This window comes from Natrinema sp. SYSU A 869 (assembly GCF_019879105.1).
Taxonomy (GTDB): Archaea; Halobacteriota; Halobacteria; order Halobacteriales; family Natrialbaceae; genus Natrinema.
This window is the reverse complement of the sequence record NZ_CP082249.1, coordinates 1,615,292-1,637,916: the sequence shown is the minus strand read 5'-3', so window position 1 is coordinate 1,637,916 and position 22,625 is coordinate 1,615,292. Positions and strand designations below refer to the sequence as shown.

Here is a 22,625-nt window from a genome sequence, read left to right as displayed (position 1 = left end):
AGACGGAGACGTTTAACTAACATCGCCGCCCAGCGGTGTGTATGGACGACGACCGGTCGTTTCGAGGTCGGCTCCCGGAGAACTGGCGGCGAGTGTTCACGACACGGATCGCCGTCGTCCTCGTGCTGCTCGTCGCTTTGCTCTCAGTCGCCACTGCGGTCATCAACATCGGGACCGAGACCGTTTATGGGCCGCTCGCGGGGTACGTTCCCGACGCCGTCCAGGACGCTGCTGGGTTCACCGGCGCACTCACCGGCTTCCTGATGGTCGGCAGTGCGCTCGCACTCCGGCGCGGGCTCAAGGCGGGCTGGCGGGCGACACTCCTGCTCTTGCCGCTGACAGCAGCGCAGGGGTTGCTCCAAACGAGCCAGTACTCGCTCCCGCTGGTCGTCCTCTCGCTGGTCGCGATGCCGTTTCTCTTGCTTACTCGCAATCGATTCGACAAACCGCTCTCGCTCTCGACCACCCAGATCGCGGCCGGCTCGTCGCTCGTCGGTGTCCAGCTGTACGGCACCATCGGTGGCTACGCGCTCCGGGAGCACTTCGACGGTATCAACAACATCCTCGACGCGTTCTACTTCACGCTGATCACCTCGAGTACGGTCGGCTACGGTGACGTGACACCCGACCCCGAATCGGTTCAGGGAATGTTGTTCACGATGTCCGTGCTCGTTCTGGGCGTCGCCAGCTTCGGTATCGCCATCGGTGCACTCGTCGGCCCGCTGATCCAAGACCGCATCTCGAAAACACTCGGAAAAATGACAGAATCACAACTGCAACTCCTCGACGACCACATCCTCGTGCTCGGCTACGGCGAACTGACCGAACCGATCGTCGACGAACTCGCGGACAACGGCCGGGAGTTCGTCGTCGTCACAAGCGACCGCGAGGCCGCAACGGAGCTCACCGATCGCGGAATCTCGGTCGTCAAGGGCGACCCGAGCGATGAGGAACCGCTCCGCCGCGCGAAAATCGACCGTGCGGCCGCAATCCTCGTCGCCACGAACCACGACGCCGAGGACGCGCTAACCGTTCTCACCGCGCGCGAACTTGCACCGAACACGCGCATCGTCGCCGCTGCAACCGACCGCGAGAACACGAAGAAACTCGAGCGTGCCGGCGCAGATTCCGTGATCAGCCCCTCGATGCTCGGTGGCCACCTGCTCGTGCGGTCGGCGCTCGGCAGCGACGAGAGCGGGCTGATCGATCGCATTCTCGAGCGAGATTAAGGTCTCTGCAGGAGGGTGTCGAACGGTTTTCATTCAGATTGAATCGTGAGAGACACAGTCAGTACAGGTGACCTATGTATCGCTCCGATCGATCACCTGCTATGCAGTGACGCGCGCTGTCAACCGTCCGAACGATAGTGTGGACGGCTGACGATACTGCGCGAGGTCTTCGTGAACGCAGTGAACGAAGGCGTGGAAGACGCGAAGCGTCTTCCTGTGGATGAGCGAACCCGGTAGGCGTGAGCGTTAGCGCGGAACCGAGGGTTCCGTGAACCATGCGAACGGGCGCTACGCGCCCGTGAGCAGAAATCGGCTGGGGAGGGCGTGGCCATTCCATGTCGCCACGATAGCAGGACACACGTCGTCACTGTTTCCATGCTACCGATTCTCCGTTCCATTCACAAACGTACGTACGCTATCGATGTCGACCGCGGTGGACGATCGCCACGTCGGCCTCGAGGTCGCTGAGCTTCCGAAACGTCGGCGGGGAGACGAACCGCGAGGCAGCCGAGCGATCGGTGCTCGAGCCGACGAAGCAGACGTCATACCGGGGGCGGCCCGGCTGAGATAGGATTCGACCGACGCGGTAGCGACGTGTGTCTCGAAGCGTCCCGAGAACGCATCGACGAGGTCTGCGAGCGTACCCTCGGCGGTCCGGCGACGCGATTCGCTATCGATGCAGGTCAGGACGCTGACCGGTCTGCCGGCTTCGGTCACCCGGATCGCAAAGTCGAGCATCGCACGGGCAGTGTCGCCCGCCCCGCGGACCGCCACGAGGCTGTCCCGCCATCGCCGTCGCGGGGTGCCGTTCGAATGGAACGCGATCACGTCGATTTCGCTGTCGAACAGCCCTGTGATGAACGACGAGAGACCGCCGCTCTCACGTTCGGCGTACGGCGCGACGATGAGGTCGCAGTTTTGCTGCCGTGCAGTCTGGAGGGTGAGCCCAGCCGAGAGTCCGCCGTCGGAGCCGCGCTCCGACGAGGATCGCGACCCAAAAGGTCGCTCACCACTGTCGGCCGCGACCACGACCTCGCAGGGAACGTCGTATGCCATCTCGAGATCAGCCGCGAGCGACTCGAGGTGGCGAGCGGCGTCGCTGGCCGCGCGTTCGGTGGGGCTCGTCTCGTCCTGACGCTCACTCGTAGACGGTTCGTCGCGTCGTTGCTCGGCCTCGGCCTCGTCAATGACGTCGAAGAGGACCACCTTCCCGGCGTCGTGGGCACCGGCGATCGACGCGGCGAAGCGGGCGACAGTCTCCTCGCAGTCATCCATCGGGACGAGGACGTGGTCGTCCCCGCTGGTCGTCTGGTAGAGATACCGAGCGCGCTGTTCGTAGAAGCGATCCCGCCAGAGGACGAACGCACTCGCGACGAACGCACTCGAGACGACGATGCCGAGGACGTAGGCCAACTGTGCGTTCCCAGTGACGAGCACGAGCAAGGCAGTCGAGAACGCCGTCGGCACCTCGAGATCGAGCGCCCAGGTACAAACGCCGGTGAAGAAGACGCCCAGAGCGGCACCGGACGCGCTGGCTCCGCCACCATCTAGACCGATCGCGGCCGCGAGCGCAACTGCGAGCCACCCGCAGAGCGCCCCGACGGTCATCCCACCGACGAACGTCCACGGCATGGCGTACTTCCCTTCCGGATTGGCGAAGAGCGTGTACGTTCCGGAGGCCAACGGCGGAAACAGCAAGAACGAGATCGCCGCCGTCATGTTCGCTAACCACGTCACCGCGGCGATCAGCAGCGGGACGAACACCAAGATCGAGAGATGCAGGAGGTTCCCAGTGTGCTCGATCCACCGGACGAACGCGTCGAGTTCGCGTCGCTCCAACCGACGGAGTCGCCTCGCGAGCGCGCGAAGTCGTGCGCGCACCTGCTCGAGCATGGGGTTTCGTTGCTCGTGGAGCGACCAAAACTGTTCGGCTTCGCTCGGGAGTTGATCGGACGAATGCGTCAGTAAGTCTCTGTGCTTAGTGAGCGATGGACAGTCTATCGGAGGCAAGTGATGTTCGCTGAGGCATGCTGAATAGACAGCGTGTATCTTTCAGCTATATCCAGTACTGACCTCGACCACGTGAACTGAGTTGATGTACTCGATACTGTCGGCCAGACCAGCGTTGTCACTTGGTCCCGATGGCGATATGCATTCGGTTGGTCAGGACGGCGGGGCCGCTCCCTCCGGAACGGTCTCGGAGTTTGGTCTCTAGGACCCTCTGGACCTCGGCAATTTGCTCTTGGGTCAGGTCGGCGACCAGAGTTGTGGTAATTGGGTTGCTGTTGACCACCACGTCCCAGAGGTGCTCGGCGGACTGGATTTCCATGTCCCATGTCTCGGTGTCAATGCGGATATCGTTCAGTCCAGCGTCGGCAAGCTGTGCGCGCAACTTCTCGGCATCTGCCACCTGGAATGGTAAGGGCGGGGGGTCCACCGGGAGGCCATCGAAGCCAGGAATGGCCGCTTGCATTGCCTCCATGAAGAACGTGAGAAATTCTGCCTCCGTCGGTGGACCAAACGCGAGGATCAGCACCTGCCCATCTGGTTTCGTGACACGTACCATCTCGCGCAGTCCGCGCTGCATGTCCGGAAACAGCGAGACACCGTTCTGAGATGCGGAGACATCGAAGGTATCGTCCGCCAACTCGAGGGCGTGGCCATCCATGACACGGGCCTCGATATCGGCCAGTTCCTCATACCGTGCACGCGCAGTGAGCAACTCAACCATCGCGGGAGAGATGTCGGTCGCCACTACCTCCGCGCCGAGGCGTGCCGCCGGAATGCTGAGGGCTCCGCTGCCGGCGGCCACGTCGAGAAACCGCATCTCTGGGCCGAGATCGACTCTATCAAGGGCCATCTCCGCAAAGGAGATAGTCAAGGGTGTGGTATACTCGTCGAAACCAGCTGCGACCTTGTCCCACGCGGCCTGCGTTTCGAGGCGGTCCTCAGCGGTCATGAGTGTTCCCTGCTTTGGTAGGCCAGAGTATAGGACTGTGAAGTCTCTCTCGGAAGTCTATCACTGCACTACCATCTACCGGGTTTGCCTGTACTGTCATCGTAAGACAGGTCCTAGAGACGCTATGAGAGAACAAATAGTTATTAACTATTTTCCATCATATTCCCACACCATCACGAGTATGCGAGGAGAACTCATTCTGAATCCGCAATGATCAAGGCTGATACCTAACTCCCCATCTATAGCGATCATGTCGCAATAACTGGTCGAATGTAGTCCTAAGATTGATTATTGTGGGCGTATTAGCTAGAAATGCGATGGGGGAACAAACAACCAGGACATCGCCTCCGTACACATTCGAATGTACGAGGTGTGGACACAGAATGAAGGCCGACCAACATCCGATGGAGTGCCCGAAATGCGAGGGTGAAATGCTAAATATCAGTAAACCACAGGAGTGATCCACCTTCAGAGGTAATAGGAGTGGAAATCACTTCTGACGGCTACTAATAGCAGGGAATACGTTCTCTGTATCTTGCACGCGTTTTCTGGCAGATGCTGGTTAGATTGAACGAGACCGGCTACTCCGGCGCACCCTCGAGGATTGCCACCCCGCTCGAGGCCCCGATTCGTTCGGCTCCGGCCTCGAGCATGGCGATGGCCTCCTCGTAGCTGCCGATCCCGCCGCTGGCCTTGACGGGGAGGAACTCGCTCATGAGTTCGACGTCGTCGATGGTTGCGCCGGCACTCACGGCTTCGCCGTTCGCACGTTGCTTCGGAGAAGCAACGCTAGCGAACCCGGTCGCGGTCTTGACCATCGCTGCGTCGGCCGCCGCGGCAGCCTCGCAGGCTCGTCGTTTCTCGGCGTCGGTCAGCAGCGGGGCCTCGATGATCACTTTGACCGGGATCGGGACGGCGGCGACCAGTTCCTCGAGTTCGGCTCTGACCGCGCCGTCCTCCCCCGCTCGCAGCCGACCGACGTTGATCACGACGTCGAGTTCGTCCGCGCCCTCCTGCCAGGCGGCGACCCCCTCTTTTCGTTTCGCCTTGGGAGCGTGCTGCCCATGTGGGAACCCGATCACCGTCGCGAGAGTCACGTCGGGGGCGTACTCGGTTGCCAGTTCGACCGCGTACGGCGGGATACAGGCGTTCATTCCGCACTCGGCGGCCTCGTTGAGGACGTTCCGGACGTCGGCGGGGGTCGTCTCGGGACCGAGAACGGTGTGGTCGATCAGGGGGGCGAGTTCGCTGCGGTCCATACGCGAGCGGACTCGGCGGACGGGGAAAAAGCCGCCCGATCACTTTTTGCTCGGGGCATGGAATCACTTCTCATGGGAAATGTCGATCCCCGCGTCGTGCCGGCCGTCGAAGCCACCGCCGATGACATCGCCGCGATGGAGATCCGCGGCGCGGCGACGATCGCCGACGCGGCCGCGGCGGCACTCGCGACCCAAGCCGACCACTCCGTAGCCGAGAGCCCGGCGGCGTTCCGACGCCAACTGCGAGCCGCCGCCAGAACGCTCTACGAGACGCGGCCGACCGCGGTCAGTCTCCCGAACGCCCTTCGGTACGTGCTCCGAGGGATGGACGGCGAGACCGTCGCCGATCTCCGGGCATCGACCATTGCCCGCGCCGAGGCCTTCCGTCACGATCTCGAGCGGGCCCAGGAGACGCTCGGCGAGATCGGCGCGAACCGGCTCCGAGACGGCGACGTCGTGCTGACCCACTGTCACTCGACGGATGCGCTCGCCTGTATCGAGGCCGCCCTCGAGGCGGGGAAAGACCTCGAGGCGATCGTCAAGGAGACCCGGCCCCGAAAACAGGGACATATCACGGCACGACAGCTCCGGGAGTGGGGCGTTCCGGTGACCGTGATCGTGGATAACGCGGCCCGCCGGTATCTGGACGGGGCGGATCACGTGTTAGTCGGGGCCGACAGCATCGCGGCCGACGGCAGCGTGATCAACAAGATCGGGACGAGCGGCCTCGCAGTCAACGCCCGCGAGCGGGGCGTGCCGGTGATGGTCGCGGCCCAGACGATCAAGTTGCACCCGGACACGATGACAGGCCACACCGTCGAGATCGAACTGCGCGACGAGCGCGAAGTGCTTTCCAACGAGGAGCGAGCGACGATCGCCGGCGGTGGGGGCGAGGATAGCGACGAACCCGTCGCCGAAGACGACGAGCTGACTGTCGACAATCCCGCCTTCGACGTGACGCCGGCACGGTACGTCGACGCGATCGTCACCGAGCGCGGCCAGTTCCCGCCGGAGAGCATCGTGACACTCATGCGAGAGCTATTCGGCGAGACGACAGACGAACCGTGGGCGGTCTGAGCCGACGGCTCTCGGTTACACACCTCGTATTCGCCGCCGATTGCGAGAAAACGTTTCACTGCTCTGAATATTCGATGATCGGAAAGTGTTAGTTACTGGTGTGAGCCATTGACCCTATATGGTATTACCCGAGGGGTTCGTCGTTCCACCGTGGTACCTGTTGGTACCGGTCATCGTCATCCTCGGCAGCGTCATTGCACTGTTGTGGGCGCTCGAGCCGCCGGTGACCGATCGAACGGTTATCGCGTTCGCACCGTGGATGATGTTCGGTGCGAGTCTCCACGTTCTCTACAAGTTGGCCGCGTTCCCGCCAAGTATCGAGTTGCTGTTTACCGCGCCGATGGTCTACGGGGTGACGGCGATCATCGCGGGGGCCGTCTGGATCGTCGCCATCTTCCTCCACGTCGGCGGGCTCCAGCGAACGATCTCCCGGTTCGTCGGTATCGCCGGAACGGCGTTTTTCACTGTCTTCACGGTTTTCACGCTCTTTCTCAGCATCGAGAACGGGACTATTGCGCCGTTCTGGCCGGTCATCGCCGTCGTCGTCGCTGGCATCGTCACTGCGATTGCCTGGGTCGCACTGAGTCTCTGGTTTACCGACGTCGCGGCGACCACGGGCGCGACGGGGGCACTCGTCGTCTTCGGGCACACGTTAGATGGGGTCACGACTGCGATCGGGTACGACGTCCTCGCGGCCGGCGAGGACGTGCCGCTCTCCCTGTTGCTCCTCGAGGCCGGCGCGGCGCTGCCGACCGCCGAGTACATCGGTGCCGGCTGGCTGTTCGTCCTCGTCAAGGTCGCCCTCGCGATGGTTATCCTCGGACTCTTCCGTGAATACGTCGAGGAACGGCCCCAGCAAGCCCGGATCATCCTCGCGTTGGTCGCCGCGGTCGGACTCGGACCGGCCGTCCACAACACGCTGCTGTTCATCGTCGGCTGAGCCTCGCAATACCCACCGCGATCGCGCGCCGCGCCGTCACCTAGACTTTTGCCGCGTGAGGCCGTCTTCTCACTATCATCGAATGGATTTGGTCACGGTACTCGCTGCCGGCCACGTCAACTGGGACGTGACTCTCCGCGTCGACAGGTTCCCCGAACCCGACGGCGAGGCCTCGATCCGCTCGCAACGCCAGTCTGGTGGCGGCAGCGCCGCCAACGTCGCCGCCGCGCTTGCCGGGCTCGAGGTCGAGGCCGGGCTGATCGGCAGCGTCGGTGACGACGATCACGGCCTGCTCGCTCGTCGCGAGCTCGAGGCCACGGGCGTCTCGATTTCGGGCGTGCGCGTGATCGAGGGGGCCGAGACGGCCGTCAAGTATCTCCTCGTCGATGAAACGGGCGAGGTCGCGATACTCGGCAACGACGGGGTCAACGAGGCGGTCACGCCCGGCGATATCGAGCCGGCCCGGGTTCGGGCGGCCGATCACGTTCACCTCACAGGGCAACAGCCCGATACGGCCGCCGCGATCGCACGGATCGCGAGCGACGCGGGGATTCCCGTCAGTTTCGATCCCGGCCGTCGACTCGGGGATCGAGAGTATGACGAGGCGCTCGCACTCGCGGATATCGTCTTCGTGACCGATCGGGAAGCCGCGGCGCTGTTCGGGGACGACCGGACGGACGCGGACGACGATGGGATCGTCGTCGTCACCTGCGGGGCTAATGGGGCGGAAGCGTACACACCGGACCGTACCGTCGTTCACGCGGGATTCGACGTCGACCCCGTCGATACCGCCGGGGCGGGCGACGCCTTCGCCGCTGGGTTTCTCGCGACGTGGCTCGAGGGGGGTGATATCGACCGTGCGCTCGCGTACGGGAACGCCTGCGGTGCGCTGACCGCGGGCCGAGACGGCGCACGGAGTGCGCCGACGATTGGGGCAGTCGAGGACGTTCTCACACGCCGATCATGACCGGTGGTTTCTTCCCTCTCTTGTGAATCCTTGACAGGACCGCAGTCCTGCGATTCTCACCGGGTGTCGTCTGACGGTAGTTATATGCGTTGGGCCGTTGCCCACTCGAGTGAACAGTCACCATATGGTGACTGAGAGACATGACGGAAGGAAGGGTAAACGACTCGCACGGATGTGGCCTCAGACGGCCCGTCCGATACGAGCGACGATTGGACGAACCGCCGAGTATCGCCGCTGCAATGGCACTGGCCCAGTATTTCGGTGATGACGTCACCGGGACCAGCACGCAGCTCTACGATCACATCGATCCGGATGCACTCGACAGCCTCTTCGCCGAGACGAACCGCGGCGATACCCGAGCGACGGGGCTCGTCGAGTTCGAGATCGATGACGCGGTAGTCACGATTCGGCCCGAGCGCGTCGATGTCCGTCCGACCGACTGAGATCCGCCGGTCGAGCCGTTGTCGGGTGCGGGAAGAGGGTGGCGTCAAGGATCGCCGGCCGAATCGGTCCTCCCCTCGACCTTCCTCGAACCTTTTTTTGCACCGCCCGCGGAATCCGACAGTATGGCGACGCAGCCACACTTGTTGGTCGATGACGGCGACCTGACAGACATCGCACTCATTCCGGGCGATCCCGGGCGGGTCGACCGCATCGCCGACCACTGCGATGAGTCGGAGACGATCGCACAGAATCGGGAGTACAAGGCCGTTAACGCCACCTACGAGGGCCGAGAGCTGACGATCTGTTCGACGGGGATCGGCTGTCCCTCCGCCGCAATCGCGATCGAGGAACTGGCAAACGTCGGCGTCGAGACGTTCATCCGCGTCGGGACGACCGGTGCGCTCCAGTCGGGGATCGAGATCGGCGACATGATCGTCGCGACCGGTGCGGCGAAAAACGAGGGGACGAGCAAGCGCTACGAGGCCGCCGAGTACCCCGCAGTCCCGGACTACGACGTGCTGTCGGCGCTAGTCGATTCCGCCGAAGCAAACGATGAGGACGTCCACGTCGGCCCGATCGCCTCCGACGACGCCTACTACGCCGAGACCGACGAGGCCGTCGACGACTGGGAAGCCGCCGGCATGCTCGCCGTCGAAATGGAGGCCGCCGCCGTCTTCTCGCTGGCCCGCCGCAAGGGTCTGCGAGCCGGCGCGATCTGTACTGTCGACGGCAACCTCGTCGAAGGCACGCAGAAGGGAACCGACACCGAAGACGACGAACTCCCCGACAAGGCCAAGAACAATGTCGGCCGCGCGATCGATCTCTCGCTCGAGGCCGCAACCCAACTGTAGCGGTTCGACGCGACGACCCCGTTACTCCTCGTCTCTCGAGCGCCCGAACAGCCGTTCGCGAAGCGACCGCTCGGTCGGCCGCTCGGCCAACAGGACGGAGCACTCGAGGTCGTCCACGATGTCGAAGACGAGCGAGCCGCGGACGAGTCGGGAGAGCAGGCCGCGTTCGGTCGCGCCGATAATCACGAGCGTCTCGTCGGCGGCCTCGCGAGCGATCGCGCTCTCGACATCGCCGGAGCTGTCGACCGTCAGTACGGCGTCCCCGATGTCGTGGTCGGCCGCCCATTCCGTGAGGAACGCCTCGCCGGCCTCTCGCTCACTTTCGTCGTCGACGACGTGGAGCAGGTCGATCGAGGCTCCCGTCGCCGAGCGCAACGTGCTTGCGATTTCGGCGCTGAGATCGGAGTCCGGCCCGCCGGCGGTCGGCAGGAGGATCCGGCTGGGATCGTAGCCCTGGTCTTTCAATACGAGGACGTCACACGGGAGATCGTGAGTGAGTTCGTCGAGCGGTTGCTCGGCGCGACCGGCGGTCCACGGCCGGTCCTCGCTCCAACCCATCACCACCTGATCGGCGTCGTGCTCGCGGGCGGCGTCGAACACCTCCTCGAACGAGCGGTGGGAGACGATCGTCGTCGTTTCGATCGCCGCGTCGTATTCCGCCGCGTGTTCATGCGCCTGCTCGAGTAGTTTCGCGGACTCGGCGTCGATTTGCTCGACCTGTTCGGCACCGCGCTTGAGCGGCGTCTGGTCGGGGACCTGCACGACGTGGACGGCGTGGACGACGCCGTCCCGGTCGGCGGCGAGCGTGCTGGCGAACTCGATTAGGTGTCGTTCGGTGCGGGGGTTGGCCAGCGGTACCAACACGCGGTACTCGCCCGAACTGTCGGGTCTGGCCGCGCTGGCTGCCGAAACCGCGATGTCGGGCATCACCTCGGCGCGATCGAGGATGTACTGGCCGAGAACGCCCTGCCGTGGCGTCTTCGAACGCGCATACAGCGCGTACCACAGCACCGCGATGACGACGAACGCGAGGCTCAAGCCGATCTCGACCGGATCCATGAAGCCGATGAGCCCAAAGGAAAGCACTGTCCCAAGGATCGGCGTCACCGGATAGAACGGCACCCGGAAGTCCGGATCGTACTCGGGCACGTCTGCCTGCCGGAAGGCGATCAGCGCGAGGTTCATCAGGCCGTAGACGATCAGGTGGAGCACGCTCGCCGCCTTGGCCAGGATCTCGAGGCTCTGGCCGAGCGCGACGATGAACACGATGATGATGCTGCCGGTCAGCAAGATCGAGCGGTACGGCGTCGCGTACCGGGGGTGAATCTCGTTGAGATTGTCGGTGACGATCTTGTCACGGCCATCGCGAAGTTGATGCGGGCCGACGAGAGGATCGACGCGTTGGCGCTCGAGGCGGTCGCGAGCATCGCTGCCAGCGAGATCAGGGTGACGCCGACCGCGTCGAGGACGGGAACCCCGGCAAACGTGATTTCGGCGACCTGCGAGACGGGGACGTTATCGTCGAGCGAGTGCCAGGGGACGATACCGACCATCGTGGCGACGAGGACGGCGTAGATCACCGTCACGACGGCGACGCTGCCGATGACGGCGATCGGCAGATTTCGGCCGGGATTTTTCAACTCCTCCGCGACGGTCGCGATCTTCGCGTAGCCAAGGAAGGAGACGAAGACGAGAGCGGTTCCGGGGAGGATCCCGCCGTACCCCTGGTCGGTCGGCGCGAAGCCGTCAGTCGTCAGCGTCCCCCAGTCGAAGTGGAGGAAGCCGGTGGCGGCGAACACGGTGAGAATGCCGAGCAAGACCGTGACGATGACCGTCTGGACGCCGCCGGTCTCCTTTGCGCCCACGTAGTTGACGCCGACGAACAGCAGTCCGGCGATCAGCGCGCCGAGTTGGATGTCAGAGATCGCGAACAGGCCGGCCTCGAGCGTCGGCAGGGCGAGCATCGTCCCGGCCAGCAGGTCGGTGAGATAGCCGCCAAAGCCGATGCAGTAAACGCTGAGGCGAAGGCCAGCCCCATCCAGTCGCCCATGCCGGAGATCGAACCGAACAACGGGCCAAGGCCCCGATTGACATAGTAGTAGCCGCCGCCAGCTTTCGGCATCGCCGTCCCGAGTTCGCTCACTGACAGGGCGTTGACCATCGCGATCGCACCGCCGATGACAAACGAGACGACCACGATCGGACCGGCCTCTTGGGCGGCAGCGCCGGGAAGGACGAAGATACCTGCCCCGATCATCGTCCCCATGCCGATCGCAAGCGCGGAGGCGAGACCCAGATCCTTAGCGAGTTCGTCGTTACTCATGGGTACGGCGTCGTCGCAGTGTGGCTCGCGGCCGATCCGCACTCGTGTGAGATCGATCGAATCCACGTACCGATTCCGTCCCATTGCCTGACGGTTGCCCTCGTCGGATCGCGGTCTCGATCATTTGCGCGGCTCTTTCCCTGACAGCGCCATAAAGTACCCGGTATTATTGATGATAACGGATTCTACGGGCATGAAATTACTTACACCTGAAAGACGACAGGTAAATGATTATTATGCAATCGATCAACGCAGCATATAGTAGCCGACGGACGACAGAGCCAGTATGGACTATCGACTCGACGAGATCGATCGTCGAATCATACACGCGCTCATGAGCAACGCTCGAAACACCTCGGCTCCGACGATTGCGGAGGAGGTACACGTCTCTCCCGGAACGATCCGAAACCGTATCGCACAACTCGAGGAACAGGGCGTGATCACCGGCTACCACGCCAGCATCGATTTCGAACGGGCAGAGGGGCATCTCACGAACCTCTTCATGTGTAACGCGCCCGTCTCGGAGCGAGAATCGGTCGCGCGGCAGGCACAGATCATCCCGGGGGTTACCAACGTTCGGGAGTTGATGACCGGCCGGCGGAATCTGCACGTGCTCGCGGTCGGAAAGGACACCGAGGATCTGCGGCGGATCGCGCGGTCGCTTTCGGATCTCGGCGTCGAGATCGAGGACGAGGTCCTCGTCCAGACCGAGACGACATGCGCGTACTCGCCGTACGGACCCACCGACGAGACGAAGAACGCCATCCTCACTGACTTCATCAGTCTTTCCGGTGATGCCGAAGTCGCCGAAGTGACCGTCGATCGGGATGCGCCGGCCGCCGGAATGAGCATTCAGGAGGCGGCCCGCTGCGACGCGCTCACCGATGACACGCTCGTTATCGCCATCGAACGGGACGATACCGTGCTCACGCCCCACGGTGACACGGAAATCCGCCCCGACGACATCGTTACGCTCTTCTCACGAGGTGGGGTGACCGAAGAAACGATCGCAAACTTCAACTCGAGTCAGGAATCGGACTCCTGACGGCCACGCGACACGTAGTCGTCCCCGTCGCAGACGCTGACAGCGGCGTACTCGACCGTCACGTTGCCGTTACGCCGCTGTGAGCTGCTCAGCCAGTGCCGTCGTTCGGTCGGTCAACGTTTCGGTCGTCTCGGAGGCACCCTGGAGCCGCTCGTTGATCGTCGCGAACAGCCGCTCGAACGCAAGGGTTCCGTCGTCCTCCTGCCAGTTGGCCGTCTCGCGTCCCTTGAGTCCGCAGGTTGAACACGTCTCTCCCTCGATCGGGTCGAAACAGCCCTGACAGCGCTCGAGGCCGACCGCAACCGTTTCGCTCAGTGCGATGACCTCACGCAGAGTCGACTGCAGTTCGGCCGCGGTGTCGGAAAACGCTGCGAGCGGGCGCTGGATCGCCGGGTCATATGTGTCGTCATCGAGTGACGCGAGTCGCTCGAGTCGGGCGTCGACGACGGCGACAGCGAGCAGAATATCGCGTCTGGTTCGGCGATACTCCGACACAGATTCACCGACGTCGGCATCGGTCTCCTCCTCGAGGGCGGACTCGAGGGTCGACGGGAGCGACGTCGCGAGCGACGCGAAGTCGGCGACCGCCGAGATGGTCGTCCCCTGCAGTCGGGTGGTCTCGCGGACGAGGTGAAACAAATCGTCGGTAGCCGGGGCCTCCGTCGCCCGCGGGGAGTCAAGTGTCTCGAAACACTCGTCACAGACGGTAACGAGTGCACTCTCGTGGACGTCTCCCTCGAGGGGAACCTCGCCGACGGGGTAGGCTCGGAGCATCTCCGGGTCATCGCCGCCGTCGGTCCCGCAGTGGCGACACGTGAACGCGTCGCGGTCGAAAACGGCCTCTCGGTCGGCACGCCAGTCGCGTGAAGTCACGGGCGAGCGAAGACAGCGCGGCGACAAAAACGCTCCGACAGTCCGCGCGGTCGACGCCCGTTGCTATCCTGAACGGACAGCCCGTTGCTATCCCGCACGGGCAGTGCGAAATATTAACTCGCAGTCGGTCGTACGTGTTCCTATGAGCGACTCGCCGGACGATACGGACCGACCGGAGGAATCGGACGCGGCCGACGGGGACGAGTTCGAACTCGAGCGGGGATACGACCGCTCGGAACTCGCTGCCGTCTTCCGTGAGTTCGCGACCGCCTTTGAGTCCGGCCGTCCCCTTCGTCTGGACAGCGATGACCGGACCGTTAGGATCACCGTCCCGGAGCGTGTCGTTGCCGAATTCGAGGTCGAGTACGATTCCGACGCCGAACTGCCAGTCGGCGAACTGGAACTCGAACTCGAGTGGGACGATCCTGATGGCTCGAGCGTTCGCGTCTCCGATCGCGACTCGACCGCCGACGATGAGACCGCTGAGACCGCTGAGCGCGGTGCGGAGACGGAGTCGGAGGACGTCGATCCCGCAGCGGCAGTGATGCCCCTCGAAGGGGTGGCGGATCGCGACGGTGACGGGGACGACGTCGATGCAGCGGAAACAGCGGTGACGGCTGACGGAGCAGACGACGCGACCGCCGACCAGGCGGCTGACTCCGGTCGAACCAGCCGCTTCGAGGTCTACGAGGACAAGGGGGGCAATGGCGCTGGCGGCTCGTCCACTGGAATGGGAATATCGTCGCCGACAGCGGCGAGGGGTACAGCTCGCGATCGAACGCCGAACGAGCGGCCCGGAGCGTGATGCGGAGCGCACCGACGGCGAGTATTCGGCGTCTCGAATAGGCGCGCCGCCGACGGCCCGTCGGCGAACTACGGCCGAACGTCGTCGGCCTCTAAATCCACGTCGAGCTCCGCGGAGTGGTCGACTCGTTCGTACTCGAGTGCGGGCGTGGTGTCGTCCGGAACGGCATTGTACTCCCGGAGGAAGTCAATGATGCCCCGTTTGCCGCCGAAATCACCGCGGTACTGGCGGAACAGTCGCGGAGCCGTCGCGGTGTTTTCCGCATCGTCATAAGTGACGTTCTCCTCTAGGAACCACTCGATCGCGATGTCGAGTTCCTCGTCGACATCCCGTGGCGAGTAGACCGCGATTGGCGGGCAATGTTCGGGGCTGTGACCCAGCGCGAAATGAATCCGTGGATCACACTCCGCGAGGCGGAACTGCCGTTCGAACGTGGAGGGAAACAGGCGCGGGAGGTAGCCAAAGCCCCATGGCTGCTTCGAACTGCGGAGCAGTCCGTGCTCGATATCGTTGAGACTCAGCCAGACCCCGCTTACGGGAATCCGATCGCGTGCGAAGAACTTCCAATGATCGAGGAGGCCTCCCTCGACCAAGTCGGGCTCTTCCTCCTCCAACAGCAACTGGGCGTAGGCGTTATAACAATTGAGCCAGAAAGAGAGTTTTCCCTCGCGACTGGCGAGCGCCCGCTCTAATTGCGATCGCTCGAGCGACGCCAGATGCTCCCGCAACGGATCGGCGTCACCCTCGGTCTTGACCGTATAGAGGAGATCGGCCGAGAGCGAGAGGGGATCGAGCTGAGTCGACATTCGGTTCGAAATTCACGAAGCAGGCCCTTGAAGCCGTGTGACGGGTACACACGACAGTCCGATGTAGGGACAGGTTCATACCGTGGTTTTATGCAGGCGACTGCAGAAATAATGGGTGTGAATCTCAGTAAGGGGTTCCTCCTCGTCCTTATCGCCCTCTTCGCGTACCTCTCGCTGTTACTTGTCCGCCCGTTTTCTCAGTATATCCTCGGTGCTATCCTCATCGCGTACGTCCTCTATCCCGTCCAAGAGCGCCTCGAGCGGCGGGTGTCACCGGTGCTCGCTGCGGGTGCGCTCGTCTTGCTCGCGGTCGCCGGCTTCGTCGTCCCACTTATCCTCATCGTTGTGGCGGTTGCCAACGACGCCCGACGCCTCCTCGAACAGGTCAACACCGACTCGTTGGAAATGGGTGACTTCGAGCGGGTGATCGAAGAAGAGACCGGACAGACCGTCGACCTTCCGTCGGTGCTCGCCGACGTCGCACAGAATATCGGATCGGTGGTTCTCGGGCGCTCGACGGAGTGGTTCAGCGCGATCACCCACGTCCTGATCGGACTGGGACTCACCATCTTCCTGCTCTACTACCTGCTCAAGGACGGCAGCGAGCTCCTGGCCTGGATGCGGGAGTTGACGCCGCTTCCGGACGACGTTCAGGATGATTTCTACCAGCGACTGGATGAGGTCATGTGGGCCGTCCTCGCCGGACACGTCCTGATCGCGATTATCCAGGGCACCATCGCCGGATTGGGGCTGCTCGCGACCGGCATTCCCAACGCCGCGTTCTGGACGTTCATCATGATCATCCTCTCGCTGATTCCGTTGATCGGGTCATTCCTGGTATGGGGACCAGCCGTGATCTATCTCCTCTTGACCAACGAACCGCTGCTCGCGGCGGGATTATTTGGCTACAGCGTGATCGTCGTCGGCCTCTCCGACGACTATCTCCGTCCGATCGTTGTCGATCGCTACGCCGAGCTCAACCCCGCCGTCATCATCCTCGGGGTCCTCGGCGGCGTCTACGCGTTCGGCGTCATGGGACTGTTCTACGGCCCCGTCGTCCTCGGTGCGCTGATCGCGACGCTGTCCGTCATGAACGACCACTATGATCGCCTCGAGAACGAGCCCGGAATGCAATAATCAGCGAGCCGCGCCGCCCTACTGTGACTTCTCTGTGCCTGCGAGCAACTCGTCGACGAGCCGCGTGAATCGATCGACAAGTCGGTCCGGCACTGTCGGCGTCACCGTCGTCAGTAGCTGGCCCGTCGCTTCGGGCTCTGCGAGCTCGAGGATGACGCGGTTTCGCTCGTCGTAGCGCTTCTCGACGAGGCCGTGCTCAACCAGCCGGTCGACGTGATACTCGAGCGTGCTGCGAGCGATATCGAGGGCGTCGGTGATCGATCCGGGGCCGGCCGGTTCGTGTTCGATCAGGTAGACGACGGTCTCTCGGGCGGTTTCCCGACGAAACAGCGCCAGAGCAGCCCGTTCCCACTCGTCGTACGCCGGCGGGTAGTAGTGAGTGCGGCCGTAGAACTCCTCGCGGACGAGTCGCCCGTTTTCGCGCAGCCGCCGGACGTGATACTGGACCTGTCCCGGCGCGAAGTCTGATTCCCTGACGAGTTCGTTGAAATGGATACCGGCGTTCGCACCGATGTGTGCCTGAATCTGTTGTCGAGTGTCGGTCATTGCTCTCCCGTGGTCGACCCGTGCTGGGACGTACCTGCCGCTAGCGCCGTGGTGCATATAACGGGTTTCGTGCGTTCCCAGCCCTCGGGAATGGCGGGGACGAATCTCGTGAGAAATCGCTGACGGGAAACGACCAATACGGCTCCAGCGATCGCGGTCGCTGCCGCGAACGCAGACACAGTGATGAAAACTACTCGTCGCTACTCGTTAGAGCGGCGCGTCTCGACGGCGGTTCCCGAAAGGTTGACCCATAGCATTCCCTCTCCCATCTCCTCGTAATCGAACGTCGCGCCGACGACGGCGTCGGCACCCAAGTCCGCTGCCTCGGCTTTGAGGTCGGCGATCGCTTCCGTCCGTCCCTGCTCGATCTTCTTCTCGTAGGACCCGCTCCGTCCGCCGACGACGTCCCGAATGCCGGCAGCGATGTCGCTGACGACGTTCGCACCGATGACCGCTTCGCCCGAGATTACGCCCCGATACGCCGCAATTTCACGCCCCTCGAGACTGTCCGTCGTCGTGATCGTCACGTCTGTCTCTACCATACAGAGTAGCGTACACTCGAGTGCAATATAAACCGAGAGCGTGAGTTACAGCGTCGGCACATCGTGAACGAATATATGTACCGCCTCGTTCGGGCCGACTCGGCCCGCTCGAACTGACGAACCGCAGTCAGCCGATTCAGGCTCGAGCACGGGTCCGTTCGGGCGTGTCGGCCTTCCTATTCGCGTACGCGTTGTAGGCCGAGAGGGCAGCGACGACCAGCCCGGAGATGGCGGTGCCGGTCGCGAGTTCGTTGCTCCCCATCTCGATGACGGCGGGCGAAACGAGTGCCCACAGGCCGAGCAGGACGGCCAGCGATGCGACGCCGACGCTCGCCAACCGATCCTTCGACAGCCGGTAGAAGTTGTAGCCCGCGGTCAGGAAGATCGCTGTCCCGACGAGCGTGTCGTTCCAGATCGCCGCGTTCGTCGACTCGAGGATGAACGGCGAGGCGACGATGTAGAGCCCGATCAGCGCGACGAGGGCGCTCAGCCACTGCATCGCGTCCGTGTTCAGAGCGTTGTAGTCGGCTCGAGTATCCCGGTCGGTTTCGGTATTTGGTGTGTCACTCATGTTACACTCACGTTACGATAGCCTCCATTCGAGTAAAACGAGCGTGCCTGCACCTGTCGGGACGATCCTTGTCAGCGGTTCTGATCCTGCTATTCGACCGTTCCGAGACGACTCGACCCGGACGATCAGCGCCGGCCGATCCGGACGAGACAGCGGTGGGATAGCGATCCACGTCGTCTCCAATCGAGGAACCGAAGCGAATAGGTGGGCGTCCACCCCAGTATGGGTATCGATTCATGGTGCTCGCACTGTCGGTCGCCAGCGAGTGGTTGGATCCCCAGCTCGCGCCCATCCTTATCTGCGTGATCGCTCTCGCAGCACTGGGAACGACGGTGTTGTTCGTCGCCGGACTCGTCGCATACTCCCGGCGTCGGACGCTCCGCTATCTGCTGATTACGGTCGTCCTCGGTGTGCTCGTCGTCCGTTCGGTGACCGGGCTGGGGACCGTCCTCGGACTCGTCCCGATGACGGTCCACCATCTCGTCGAGCACGGCTTCGACTTCCTGATCGCGGTGTTGGTCCTCTATGCAGTCTACCGAAGTGGGCCGACGAACGACGGTCTCGCTCCCGAATCGGACGACTAGTCCGCGCTCTCGAGCACCACGCAACCCCGCCCGATCGTGTCGGCTGTCGTGAGATATAAGTTCACGGAGGGGCCGCTATCGGTATGTCAGTCCCCGACGCCGCGGCGACGGCGGAGGCCGTCGTCGACGAAATCCTCTCCGCAGTCGTCGCCGATCGTTCCGTCCTCGAGGAAGTCACCGCCGGCGTGCTCGCCCGCGGACACGTGTTGCTCGAGGACGTGCCCGGAACGGGCAAGACGCTCACCGCGCGCTCGTTCGCGACCGCGCTCGGTCTCGAGTTCTCCCGGATCCAGTTCACGCCGGATCTGATGCCCGCCGATATCACCGGCTCGTACGTCTTCGAGGAGGAGACGGGCGAGTTCCACTTCACCCCGGGCCCGGTGTTCGCGAACGTCGTTCTCGCAGACGAAATCAACCGCGCGCCGCCGAAGACCCAGTCCGCGTTGCTGGAAGCGATGGGGGAAGGACAGGTGACAGTCGACGGCGAAACCCACGAGCTTCCCGACCCGTTCGTCGTCATCGCGACACAGAACCCCGTCGAGCAGGAAGGAACCTTCGAACTGCCGGAGGCCCAACGCGACCGCTTCATGGTGAAGACGTCGCTCGGCTATCCCGACGCCGAGGGGACGCGCGAGTTGATCGACCGCCGGGCCGACCGCGACCGCCCGGACCCGACCGTTGAGCCGATCGTCGATCGCGAGCGAGTGCTCGAGCTCCAGCGTGTTCCCGAGGAGATCACCGTCGAGGGACCGGTTCGGGACTACATCGGCGAGCTCTGCCGATCGACCCGGACCGACGGCCGCGTCGACGTCGGCGTCTCGCCCCGCGGCGTCCAGCGGCTGTTCGAGGTCAGTCGTGCCTGTACCGCCCTCGAGGGCCGCGAGTACGTCGTCCCGGAAGACGTCAAACGGATCGCCGGTCCCGCACTTGCCCATCGGCTCGTCCTGACTCCCGAGGCGAGCGTGGACGGCGTCTCCCGGCGCGCGGTCATCGACGCCGTTCTCGAGGAGTGTGACGTCCCGGCAATGGAGCCGCCGTCAGCGGACTAGCACCCACGTCCCGCCGACGATCGCGGCCACGGCGACGACCACGCCCGCCGTCGCCGGCACCGACAGCGTCGGTGCGAGCACCGCCGCGCCCGCTAGCCCGAGCGCCGCAACGGGGACGCCGACGGTCGCGACGCCACCGCTCCAGCCAAGTCGCACGAGCTGTGGCCGGCGAGACGATGTCTCGGCCCCGATCTTGCGGGCGAGCGTCCGCCCATAGCGGCCCACGTCGTACGCGAACAGTGCGGCCGCGATCGGGACGAACGTCGCCGCCGCCGCCCGGATCGTCGCGAGTCCGAACGTCACGGTGTCGACGCTCGCACCGCTGACAATACCGCCCGCGGCGAGCGCGGCAGCGACCGCAGTGGCGGAGCCCGGGGCCTCGTCTCTCGTGACGACGCCCTCGTACAGCCAGGTCGCCAGCCAGCCGATACCGAGTACGGCCGCCGTTGCACCGAAGAGCGTTGCCACCAGCGTCGTCTCGGTACCGCCAACGCCGATCGCCGCCGCGAACGGGAGCCCCACCCCCGGAACCGAGCCCGCGACGACCGCGATGGCGGCGTTCCGTCGGTTGCTCCGCTGTACCCACGCGCCCCGGACGACGACCGCCACCGTGGCAACGATGAGGGCCATCCCCGTCACGGCCACGAGCAGTCCGCGGACCGCGACGCTGCCGGTGACCGCTTCGACGACGGGCTCGAGCGCCGGGACGAGCGAGGAGAGCACCACCAGTATCGAAAGCCCGACGACCGCGAGCGCGGCCGCGAACCCGACGAGCTTCGCGAGCGCGTTTCTGCTCGCGACGTACGAATCGTGCCTCGTGGGGACAGTAACCACCGCCGGCGGGACGACGAAGAGGACACACGCGACCGCGGTGGGGGCGACGATGAGCGCGACGAGCAGTCCGGAGACGCCGTCGCCGGTGAGCCACAGGACCGCGGTGAGTGCCGCCCGTGTACCGCCCACCGAATCGATGCCGAGCGCGAGCAATGCACTCGCGCCGGCGAGGACCGCCGCACAGAGCGCGGCCCCGCCCGTTCGCATGAGTGCGACCGACGTTGGCTGGCCGAAGACGACACCGCAGACAGAGACGCCGAGACCCACTCCGATGACCGCCAAGAGACCTGCGACCGGCACACCCGCGAGACCGACGACCGCGATCCCGACGACGACGGCGAGCGGTAACAGCGCGGCCCCGATCGTGACGCGGCAGTTCGACCCGGCGACGGCTCCGATCGCCGCCGCGAGACCGAATCCAACGGGGACGCCGGCGGCAACCATCGGCTCGTGGATGGCGAGCGCGATCGCACCGACGAGGGTGGCGAGCGCGATCCCCCATCCGACAGTCGTTGGCAATCGGTCGTCCGGAACGCTCATCGGGTCGCCACCTCCCCGACGGCGTCGCGGAGTACCACGCCGAGCGATCGCTCGCGATCCCAGTCGAGGACGCGAGCCCCGGTCGAGCGGGCGCGAGCGAGTCGCGTCCCCCGGTCGAGAGCCGTTAGCCGAGTCGCGACGTCGTCGGCACCGGCCGTGACATTGGGAGAGACGACGCGAACGGCGTATCCTCGCGCCCGAAGCGCCTCGACGAGCTCGAGGGGCTCGTCGTCGATGAACGAAGAAAAGAGGTACACCTGTGCCTCGCCGGGAAGCGTCCGGGAGAGCGCTTCGCTCGGGTTGTCCGTCCGCGTCCGGGTGTACGACACATGATCGTAGTCTTCCGGCATCTGCATCGCATCCAGCAGCTCCGTCGCTTCCCGTCTCGTCGCTGGGCCGGTACCCGGCGAGACGCTCGTCAACCGCCGGTCGTGGATGCCGACGATGCCGGTCGGGTGGCCCGCGGCCACCAGCGTCTCGAACGTCCGCTCGGCGGCGTTGGCCGAGTGCTCGACCGCGGGGACCCGTTCGGTCGTCGCCGCGTAGAACTGATTCGGCCGCGCGTCGACGACGCAGACGATCCGCGTCGCCCGCTCGGCGCGGTACTCGACGGTCGCTAACTCCCGCGTGCCGGCGTACCGCCGCCAGTCGATCGAGCGCACCGGATCGCCCGGCTCGTACTCGCGGACGGCGTAGAACTCGAGGCCGCTGCCACCCTCGTCGGTGGGGACCTCGCCCGCGTAGTCGTTCGTCCCGTCGCCCAGCCCAACCGTCTCGACGGTCGACGAGCAGCGAATCGCATCGTTGCCCTCGACGCTCGCCGTCCAGGTCTCGGCGACCGTCCCCGTGAGATCGCGCGTTCGCACCGTCGCGTCGCCGAACGCGTGTTCGCCGCGCCGGAGTTCAACCTCGTACTCGAGGGTCGTCTCCTCGAGAGGCTCGAGCGTCTCGCAAGCGCGCGGCGAGCCGGATACGACCGGCAACGCGTCGGGAACGCTGTCGACGACGCGCAGATCGACGACCGTCTCCGACCCGGCGTTCTGGACGGTCGTCCGCACGGTGGCGATGTCCCCGGGTCACCGGCTATCGGCTCCGCGTCGGCGTCGGATCGAGACGGATCGTCAGCGTCGACTGCCTCGCTCGAGACGTCGTGAACCGCAACGTGGCGGTGGACACGCACCATCGCTGACTGATTACTCCCTAGGACGGACGCGGCGACATACCACAGCGGAAGCGTGGCGGCG

Annotated in this window: 20 protein-coding genes and 3 pseudogenes; 12 read left to right on the top strand and 11 right to left on the bottom strand. The window is 64.4% G+C overall.

What is annotated here, in order from left to right:
- Positions 1-41 precede the first annotated feature (41 nt).
- Positions 42-1,229, top strand: a complete 1,188-nt coding sequence (locus K6I40_RS16275) for an NAD-binding protein (protein WP_222920054.1) — start codon at positions 42-44, stop codon at positions 1,227-1,229.
- Positions 1,230-1,644: 415 nt separating this feature from the next.
- Here K6I40_RS16275 and K6I40_RS16270 read toward each other — a convergent pair.
- Positions 1,645-3,122: pseudogene (locus K6I40_RS16270) on the bottom strand (HPP family protein).
- Between the two features lie 235 nt (positions 3,123-3,357).
- Positions 3,358-4,188 (bottom strand): methyltransferase domain-containing protein, encoded by an 831-nt coding sequence (locus K6I40_RS16265; protein WP_222920053.1) that lies wholly within the window; start codon positions 4,186-4,188, stop codon positions 3,358-3,360.
- Between the two features lie 317 nt (positions 4,189-4,505).
- Here K6I40_RS16265 and K6I40_RS29020 point away from each other — a divergent pair, with 317 nt between their 5' ends.
- Positions 4,506-4,649 (top strand): rubrerythrin-like domain-containing protein, encoded by a 144-nt coding sequence (locus K6I40_RS29020; protein WP_222920052.1) that lies wholly within the window; start codon positions 4,506-4,508, stop codon positions 4,647-4,649.
- A gap of 120 nt (positions 4,650-4,769) precedes the next feature.
- On the opposite strand, the gene deoC is transcribed toward K6I40_RS29020, so the two are convergent.
- Positions 4,770-5,447, bottom strand: a complete 678-nt coding sequence (deoC, locus tag K6I40_RS16255; RefSeq protein WP_222920051.1) for a deoxyribose-phosphate aldolase — start codon at positions 5,445-5,447, stop codon at positions 4,770-4,772.
- A 72-nt stretch (positions 5,448-5,519) separates the two neighbouring features.
- Here deoC and K6I40_RS16250 point away from each other — a divergent pair, with 72 nt between their 5' ends.
- The 5 genes from K6I40_RS16250 (at position 5,520) to K6I40_RS16230 (ending at position 9,726) form a co-directional block, all read left to right on the top strand.
- A complete protein-coding gene (locus K6I40_RS16250; RefSeq protein ID WP_222920050.1) occupies positions 5,520-6,524 on the top strand; it encodes a ribose 1,5-bisphosphate isomerase in 1,005 nt (334 codons plus the stop codon).
- 118 nt (positions 6,525-6,642) lie between these two features.
- Positions 6,643-7,464: a DUF63 family protein gene (locus K6I40_RS16245; protein WP_222920049.1), complete on the top strand. Its 822-nt coding sequence runs from the start codon at positions 6,643-6,645 to the stop codon at positions 7,462-7,464.
- Positions 7,465-7,546: 82 nt separating this feature from the next.
- Positions 7,547-8,431, top strand: coding sequence for a PfkB family carbohydrate kinase (locus K6I40_RS16240; RefSeq protein WP_222920048.1), 885 nt, complete (start codon positions 7,547-7,549; stop codon positions 8,429-8,431).
- Between the two features lie 140 nt (positions 8,432-8,571).
- A complete protein-coding gene (locus K6I40_RS16235) occupies positions 8,572-8,874 on the top strand; it encodes a HalOD1 output domain-containing protein (protein WP_222920047.1) in 303 nt (100 codons plus the stop codon).
- 123 nt (positions 8,875-8,997) lie between these two features.
- On the top strand, positions 8,998-9,726 hold the full coding sequence (locus tag K6I40_RS16230; RefSeq protein ID WP_222920046.1) for a nucleoside phosphorylase: 729 nt from the start codon (positions 8,998-9,000) through the stop codon (positions 9,724-9,726).
- 21 nt (positions 9,727-9,747) lie between these two features.
- Here the strand turns inward: K6I40_RS16230 and K6I40_RS16225 are convergent.
- A pseudogene (locus K6I40_RS16225) lies at positions 9,748-12,049 on the bottom strand (amino acid permease).
- A gap of 286 nt (positions 12,050-12,335) precedes the next feature.
- On the opposite strand from K6I40_RS16225, the gene K6I40_RS16220 reads away from it, so the two are divergent.
- On the top strand, positions 12,336-13,094 hold the full coding sequence (locus K6I40_RS16220; protein WP_222920045.1) for an Lrp/AsnC family transcriptional regulator: 759 nt from the start codon (positions 12,336-12,338) through the stop codon (positions 13,092-13,094).
- A gap of 69 nt (positions 13,095-13,163) precedes the next feature.
- Here K6I40_RS16220 and K6I40_RS16215 read toward each other — a convergent pair whose 3' ends face one another.
- Positions 13,164-13,967 carry an HNH endonuclease gene (locus tag K6I40_RS16215; protein WP_222920044.1) on the bottom strand — a complete coding sequence of 268 codons (804 nt, stop codon included), beginning with the start codon at positions 13,965-13,967 and terminating at the stop codon, positions 13,164-13,166.
- Positions 13,968-14,109: 142 nt separating this feature from the next.
- Here K6I40_RS16215 and K6I40_RS16210 point away from each other — a divergent pair.
- Positions 14,110-14,813 (top strand): annotated as a pseudogene (locus K6I40_RS16210) (amphi-Trp domain-containing protein).
- A gap of 27 nt (positions 14,814-14,840) precedes the next feature.
- On the opposite strand, the gene K6I40_RS16205 reads toward K6I40_RS16210, so the two are convergent.
- A complete protein-coding gene (locus K6I40_RS16205; RefSeq protein ID WP_222920043.1) occupies positions 14,841-15,578 on the bottom strand; it encodes a DUF547 domain-containing protein in 738 nt (245 codons plus the stop codon).
- A 117-nt stretch (positions 15,579-15,695) separates the two neighbouring features.
- Between K6I40_RS16205 and K6I40_RS16200 the strand changes: the two genes are divergently transcribed.
- The gene (locus tag K6I40_RS16200; protein ID WP_222920042.1) at positions 15,696-16,715 is read left to right on the top strand and encodes an AI-2E family transporter; all 1,020 of its coding nucleotides are present in this window, start codon (positions 15,696-15,698) and stop codon (positions 16,713-16,715) included.
- Between the two features lie 18 nt (positions 16,716-16,733).
- On the opposite strand, the gene K6I40_RS16195 is transcribed toward K6I40_RS16200, so the two are convergent.
- From K6I40_RS16195 to K6I40_RS16185, 3 genes are all read right to left on the bottom strand, one after another.
- Positions 16,734-17,261: a helix-turn-helix domain-containing protein gene (locus K6I40_RS16195; RefSeq protein ID WP_222920041.1), complete on the bottom strand. Its 528-nt coding sequence runs from the start codon at positions 17,259-17,261 to the stop codon at positions 16,734-16,736.
- A 200-nt stretch (positions 17,262-17,461) separates the two neighbouring features.
- The gene (locus tag K6I40_RS16190; RefSeq protein ID WP_222920040.1) at positions 17,462-17,803 is read right to left on the bottom strand and encodes a YbjQ family protein; all 342 of its coding nucleotides are present in this window, start codon (positions 17,801-17,803) and stop codon (positions 17,462-17,464) included.
- Positions 17,804-17,939: 136 nt separating this feature from the next.
- On the bottom strand, positions 17,940-18,374 hold the full coding sequence (locus tag K6I40_RS16185; protein ID WP_222920039.1) for an SPW repeat protein: 435 nt from the start codon (positions 18,372-18,374) through the stop codon (positions 17,940-17,942).
- A gap of 236 nt (positions 18,375-18,610) precedes the next feature.
- On the opposite strand from K6I40_RS16185, the gene K6I40_RS16180 reads away from it, so the two are divergent.
- Together K6I40_RS16180 and K6I40_RS16175 are read left to right on the top strand one after the other, a co-directional pair.
- Positions 18,611-18,958, top strand: a complete 348-nt coding sequence (locus tag K6I40_RS16180) for a hypothetical protein (protein WP_222920038.1) — start codon at positions 18,611-18,613, stop codon at positions 18,956-18,958.
- 83 nt (positions 18,959-19,041) lie between these two features.
- Positions 19,042-20,007 carry a MoxR family ATPase gene (locus K6I40_RS16175; RefSeq protein ID WP_222920037.1) on the top strand — a complete coding sequence of 322 codons (966 nt, stop codon included), beginning with the start codon at positions 19,042-19,044 and terminating at the stop codon, positions 20,005-20,007.
- Here K6I40_RS16175 and K6I40_RS16170 read toward each other — a convergent pair.
- Complete coding sequence (locus K6I40_RS16170) at positions 19,996-21,381, bottom strand: hypothetical protein (RefSeq protein WP_222920036.1); 1,386 nt, start codon at positions 21,379-21,381, stop codon at positions 19,996-19,998. The genes K6I40_RS16175 and K6I40_RS16170 overlap by 12 nt on opposite strands.
- The gene (locus K6I40_RS16165) at positions 21,378-22,439 is read right to left on the bottom strand and encodes a DUF58 domain-containing protein (protein ID WP_255682098.1); all 1,062 of its coding nucleotides are present in this window, start codon (positions 22,437-22,439) and stop codon (positions 21,378-21,380) included. Before K6I40_RS16165 ends, K6I40_RS16170 begins: the two co-directional genes overlap by 4 nt.
- Positions 22,440-22,625 lie beyond the last annotated feature (186 nt).

Bases quoted from the DNA above. Each gene is read 5' to 3' on its own strand.
- K6I40_RS16275 (WP_222920054.1), top strand. From the start codon at position 42: ATGGACGACGACCGGTCGTTTCGAGGTCGGCTCCCGGAGAACTGGCGG.
- K6I40_RS16265 (WP_222920053.1), bottom strand. From the start codon at position 4,188: ATGACCGCTGAGGACCGCCTCGAAACGCAGGCCGCGTGGGACAAGGTC.
- K6I40_RS29020 (WP_222920052.1), top strand. From the start codon at position 4,506: ATGGGGGAACAAACAACCAGGACATCGCCTCCGTACACATTCGAATGT.
- deoC (WP_222920051.1), bottom strand. From the start codon at position 5,447: ATGGACCGCAGCGAACTCGCCCCCCTGATCGACCACACCGTTCTCGGT.
- K6I40_RS16250 (WP_222920050.1), top strand. From the start codon at position 5,520: ATGGGAAATGTCGATCCCCGCGTCGTGCCGGCCGTCGAAGCCACCGCC.
- K6I40_RS16245 (WP_222920049.1), top strand. From the start codon at position 6,643: ATGGTATTACCCGAGGGGTTCGTCGTTCCACCGTGGTACCTGTTGGTA.
- K6I40_RS16240 (WP_222920048.1), top strand. From the start codon at position 7,547: ATGGATTTGGTCACGGTACTCGCTGCCGGCCACGTCAACTGGGACGTG.
- K6I40_RS16235 (WP_222920047.1), top strand. From the start codon at position 8,572: ATGACGGAAGGAAGGGTAAACGACTCGCACGGATGTGGCCTCAGACGG.
- K6I40_RS16230 (WP_222920046.1), top strand. From the start codon at position 8,998: ATGGCGACGCAGCCACACTTGTTGGTCGATGACGGCGACCTGACAGAC.
- K6I40_RS16220 (WP_222920045.1), top strand. From the start codon at position 12,336: ATGGACTATCGACTCGACGAGATCGATCGTCGAATCATACACGCGCTC.
- K6I40_RS16205 (WP_222920043.1), bottom strand. From the start codon at position 15,578: ATGTCGACTCAGCTCGATCCCCTCTCGCTCTCGGCCGATCTCCTCTAT.
- K6I40_RS16195 (WP_222920041.1), bottom strand. From the start codon at position 17,261: ATGACCGACACTCGACAACAGATTCAGGCACACATCGGTGCGAACGCC.
- K6I40_RS16190 (WP_222920040.1), bottom strand. From the start codon at position 17,803: ATGGTAGAGACAGACGTGACGATCACGACGACGGACAGTCTCGAGGGG.
- K6I40_RS16185 (WP_222920039.1), bottom strand. From the start codon at position 18,374: ATGAGTGACACACCAAATACCGAAACCGACCGGGATACTCGAGCCGAC.
- K6I40_RS16180 (WP_222920038.1), top strand. From the start codon at position 18,611: ATGGTGCTCGCACTGTCGGTCGCCAGCGAGTGGTTGGATCCCCAGCTC.
- K6I40_RS16175 (WP_222920037.1), top strand. From the start codon at position 19,042: ATGTCAGTCCCCGACGCCGCGGCGACGGCGGAGGCCGTCGTCGACGAA.
- K6I40_RS16170 (WP_222920036.1), bottom strand. From the start codon at position 21,381: ATGAGCGTTCCGGACGACCGATTGCCAACGACTGTCGGATGGGGGATC.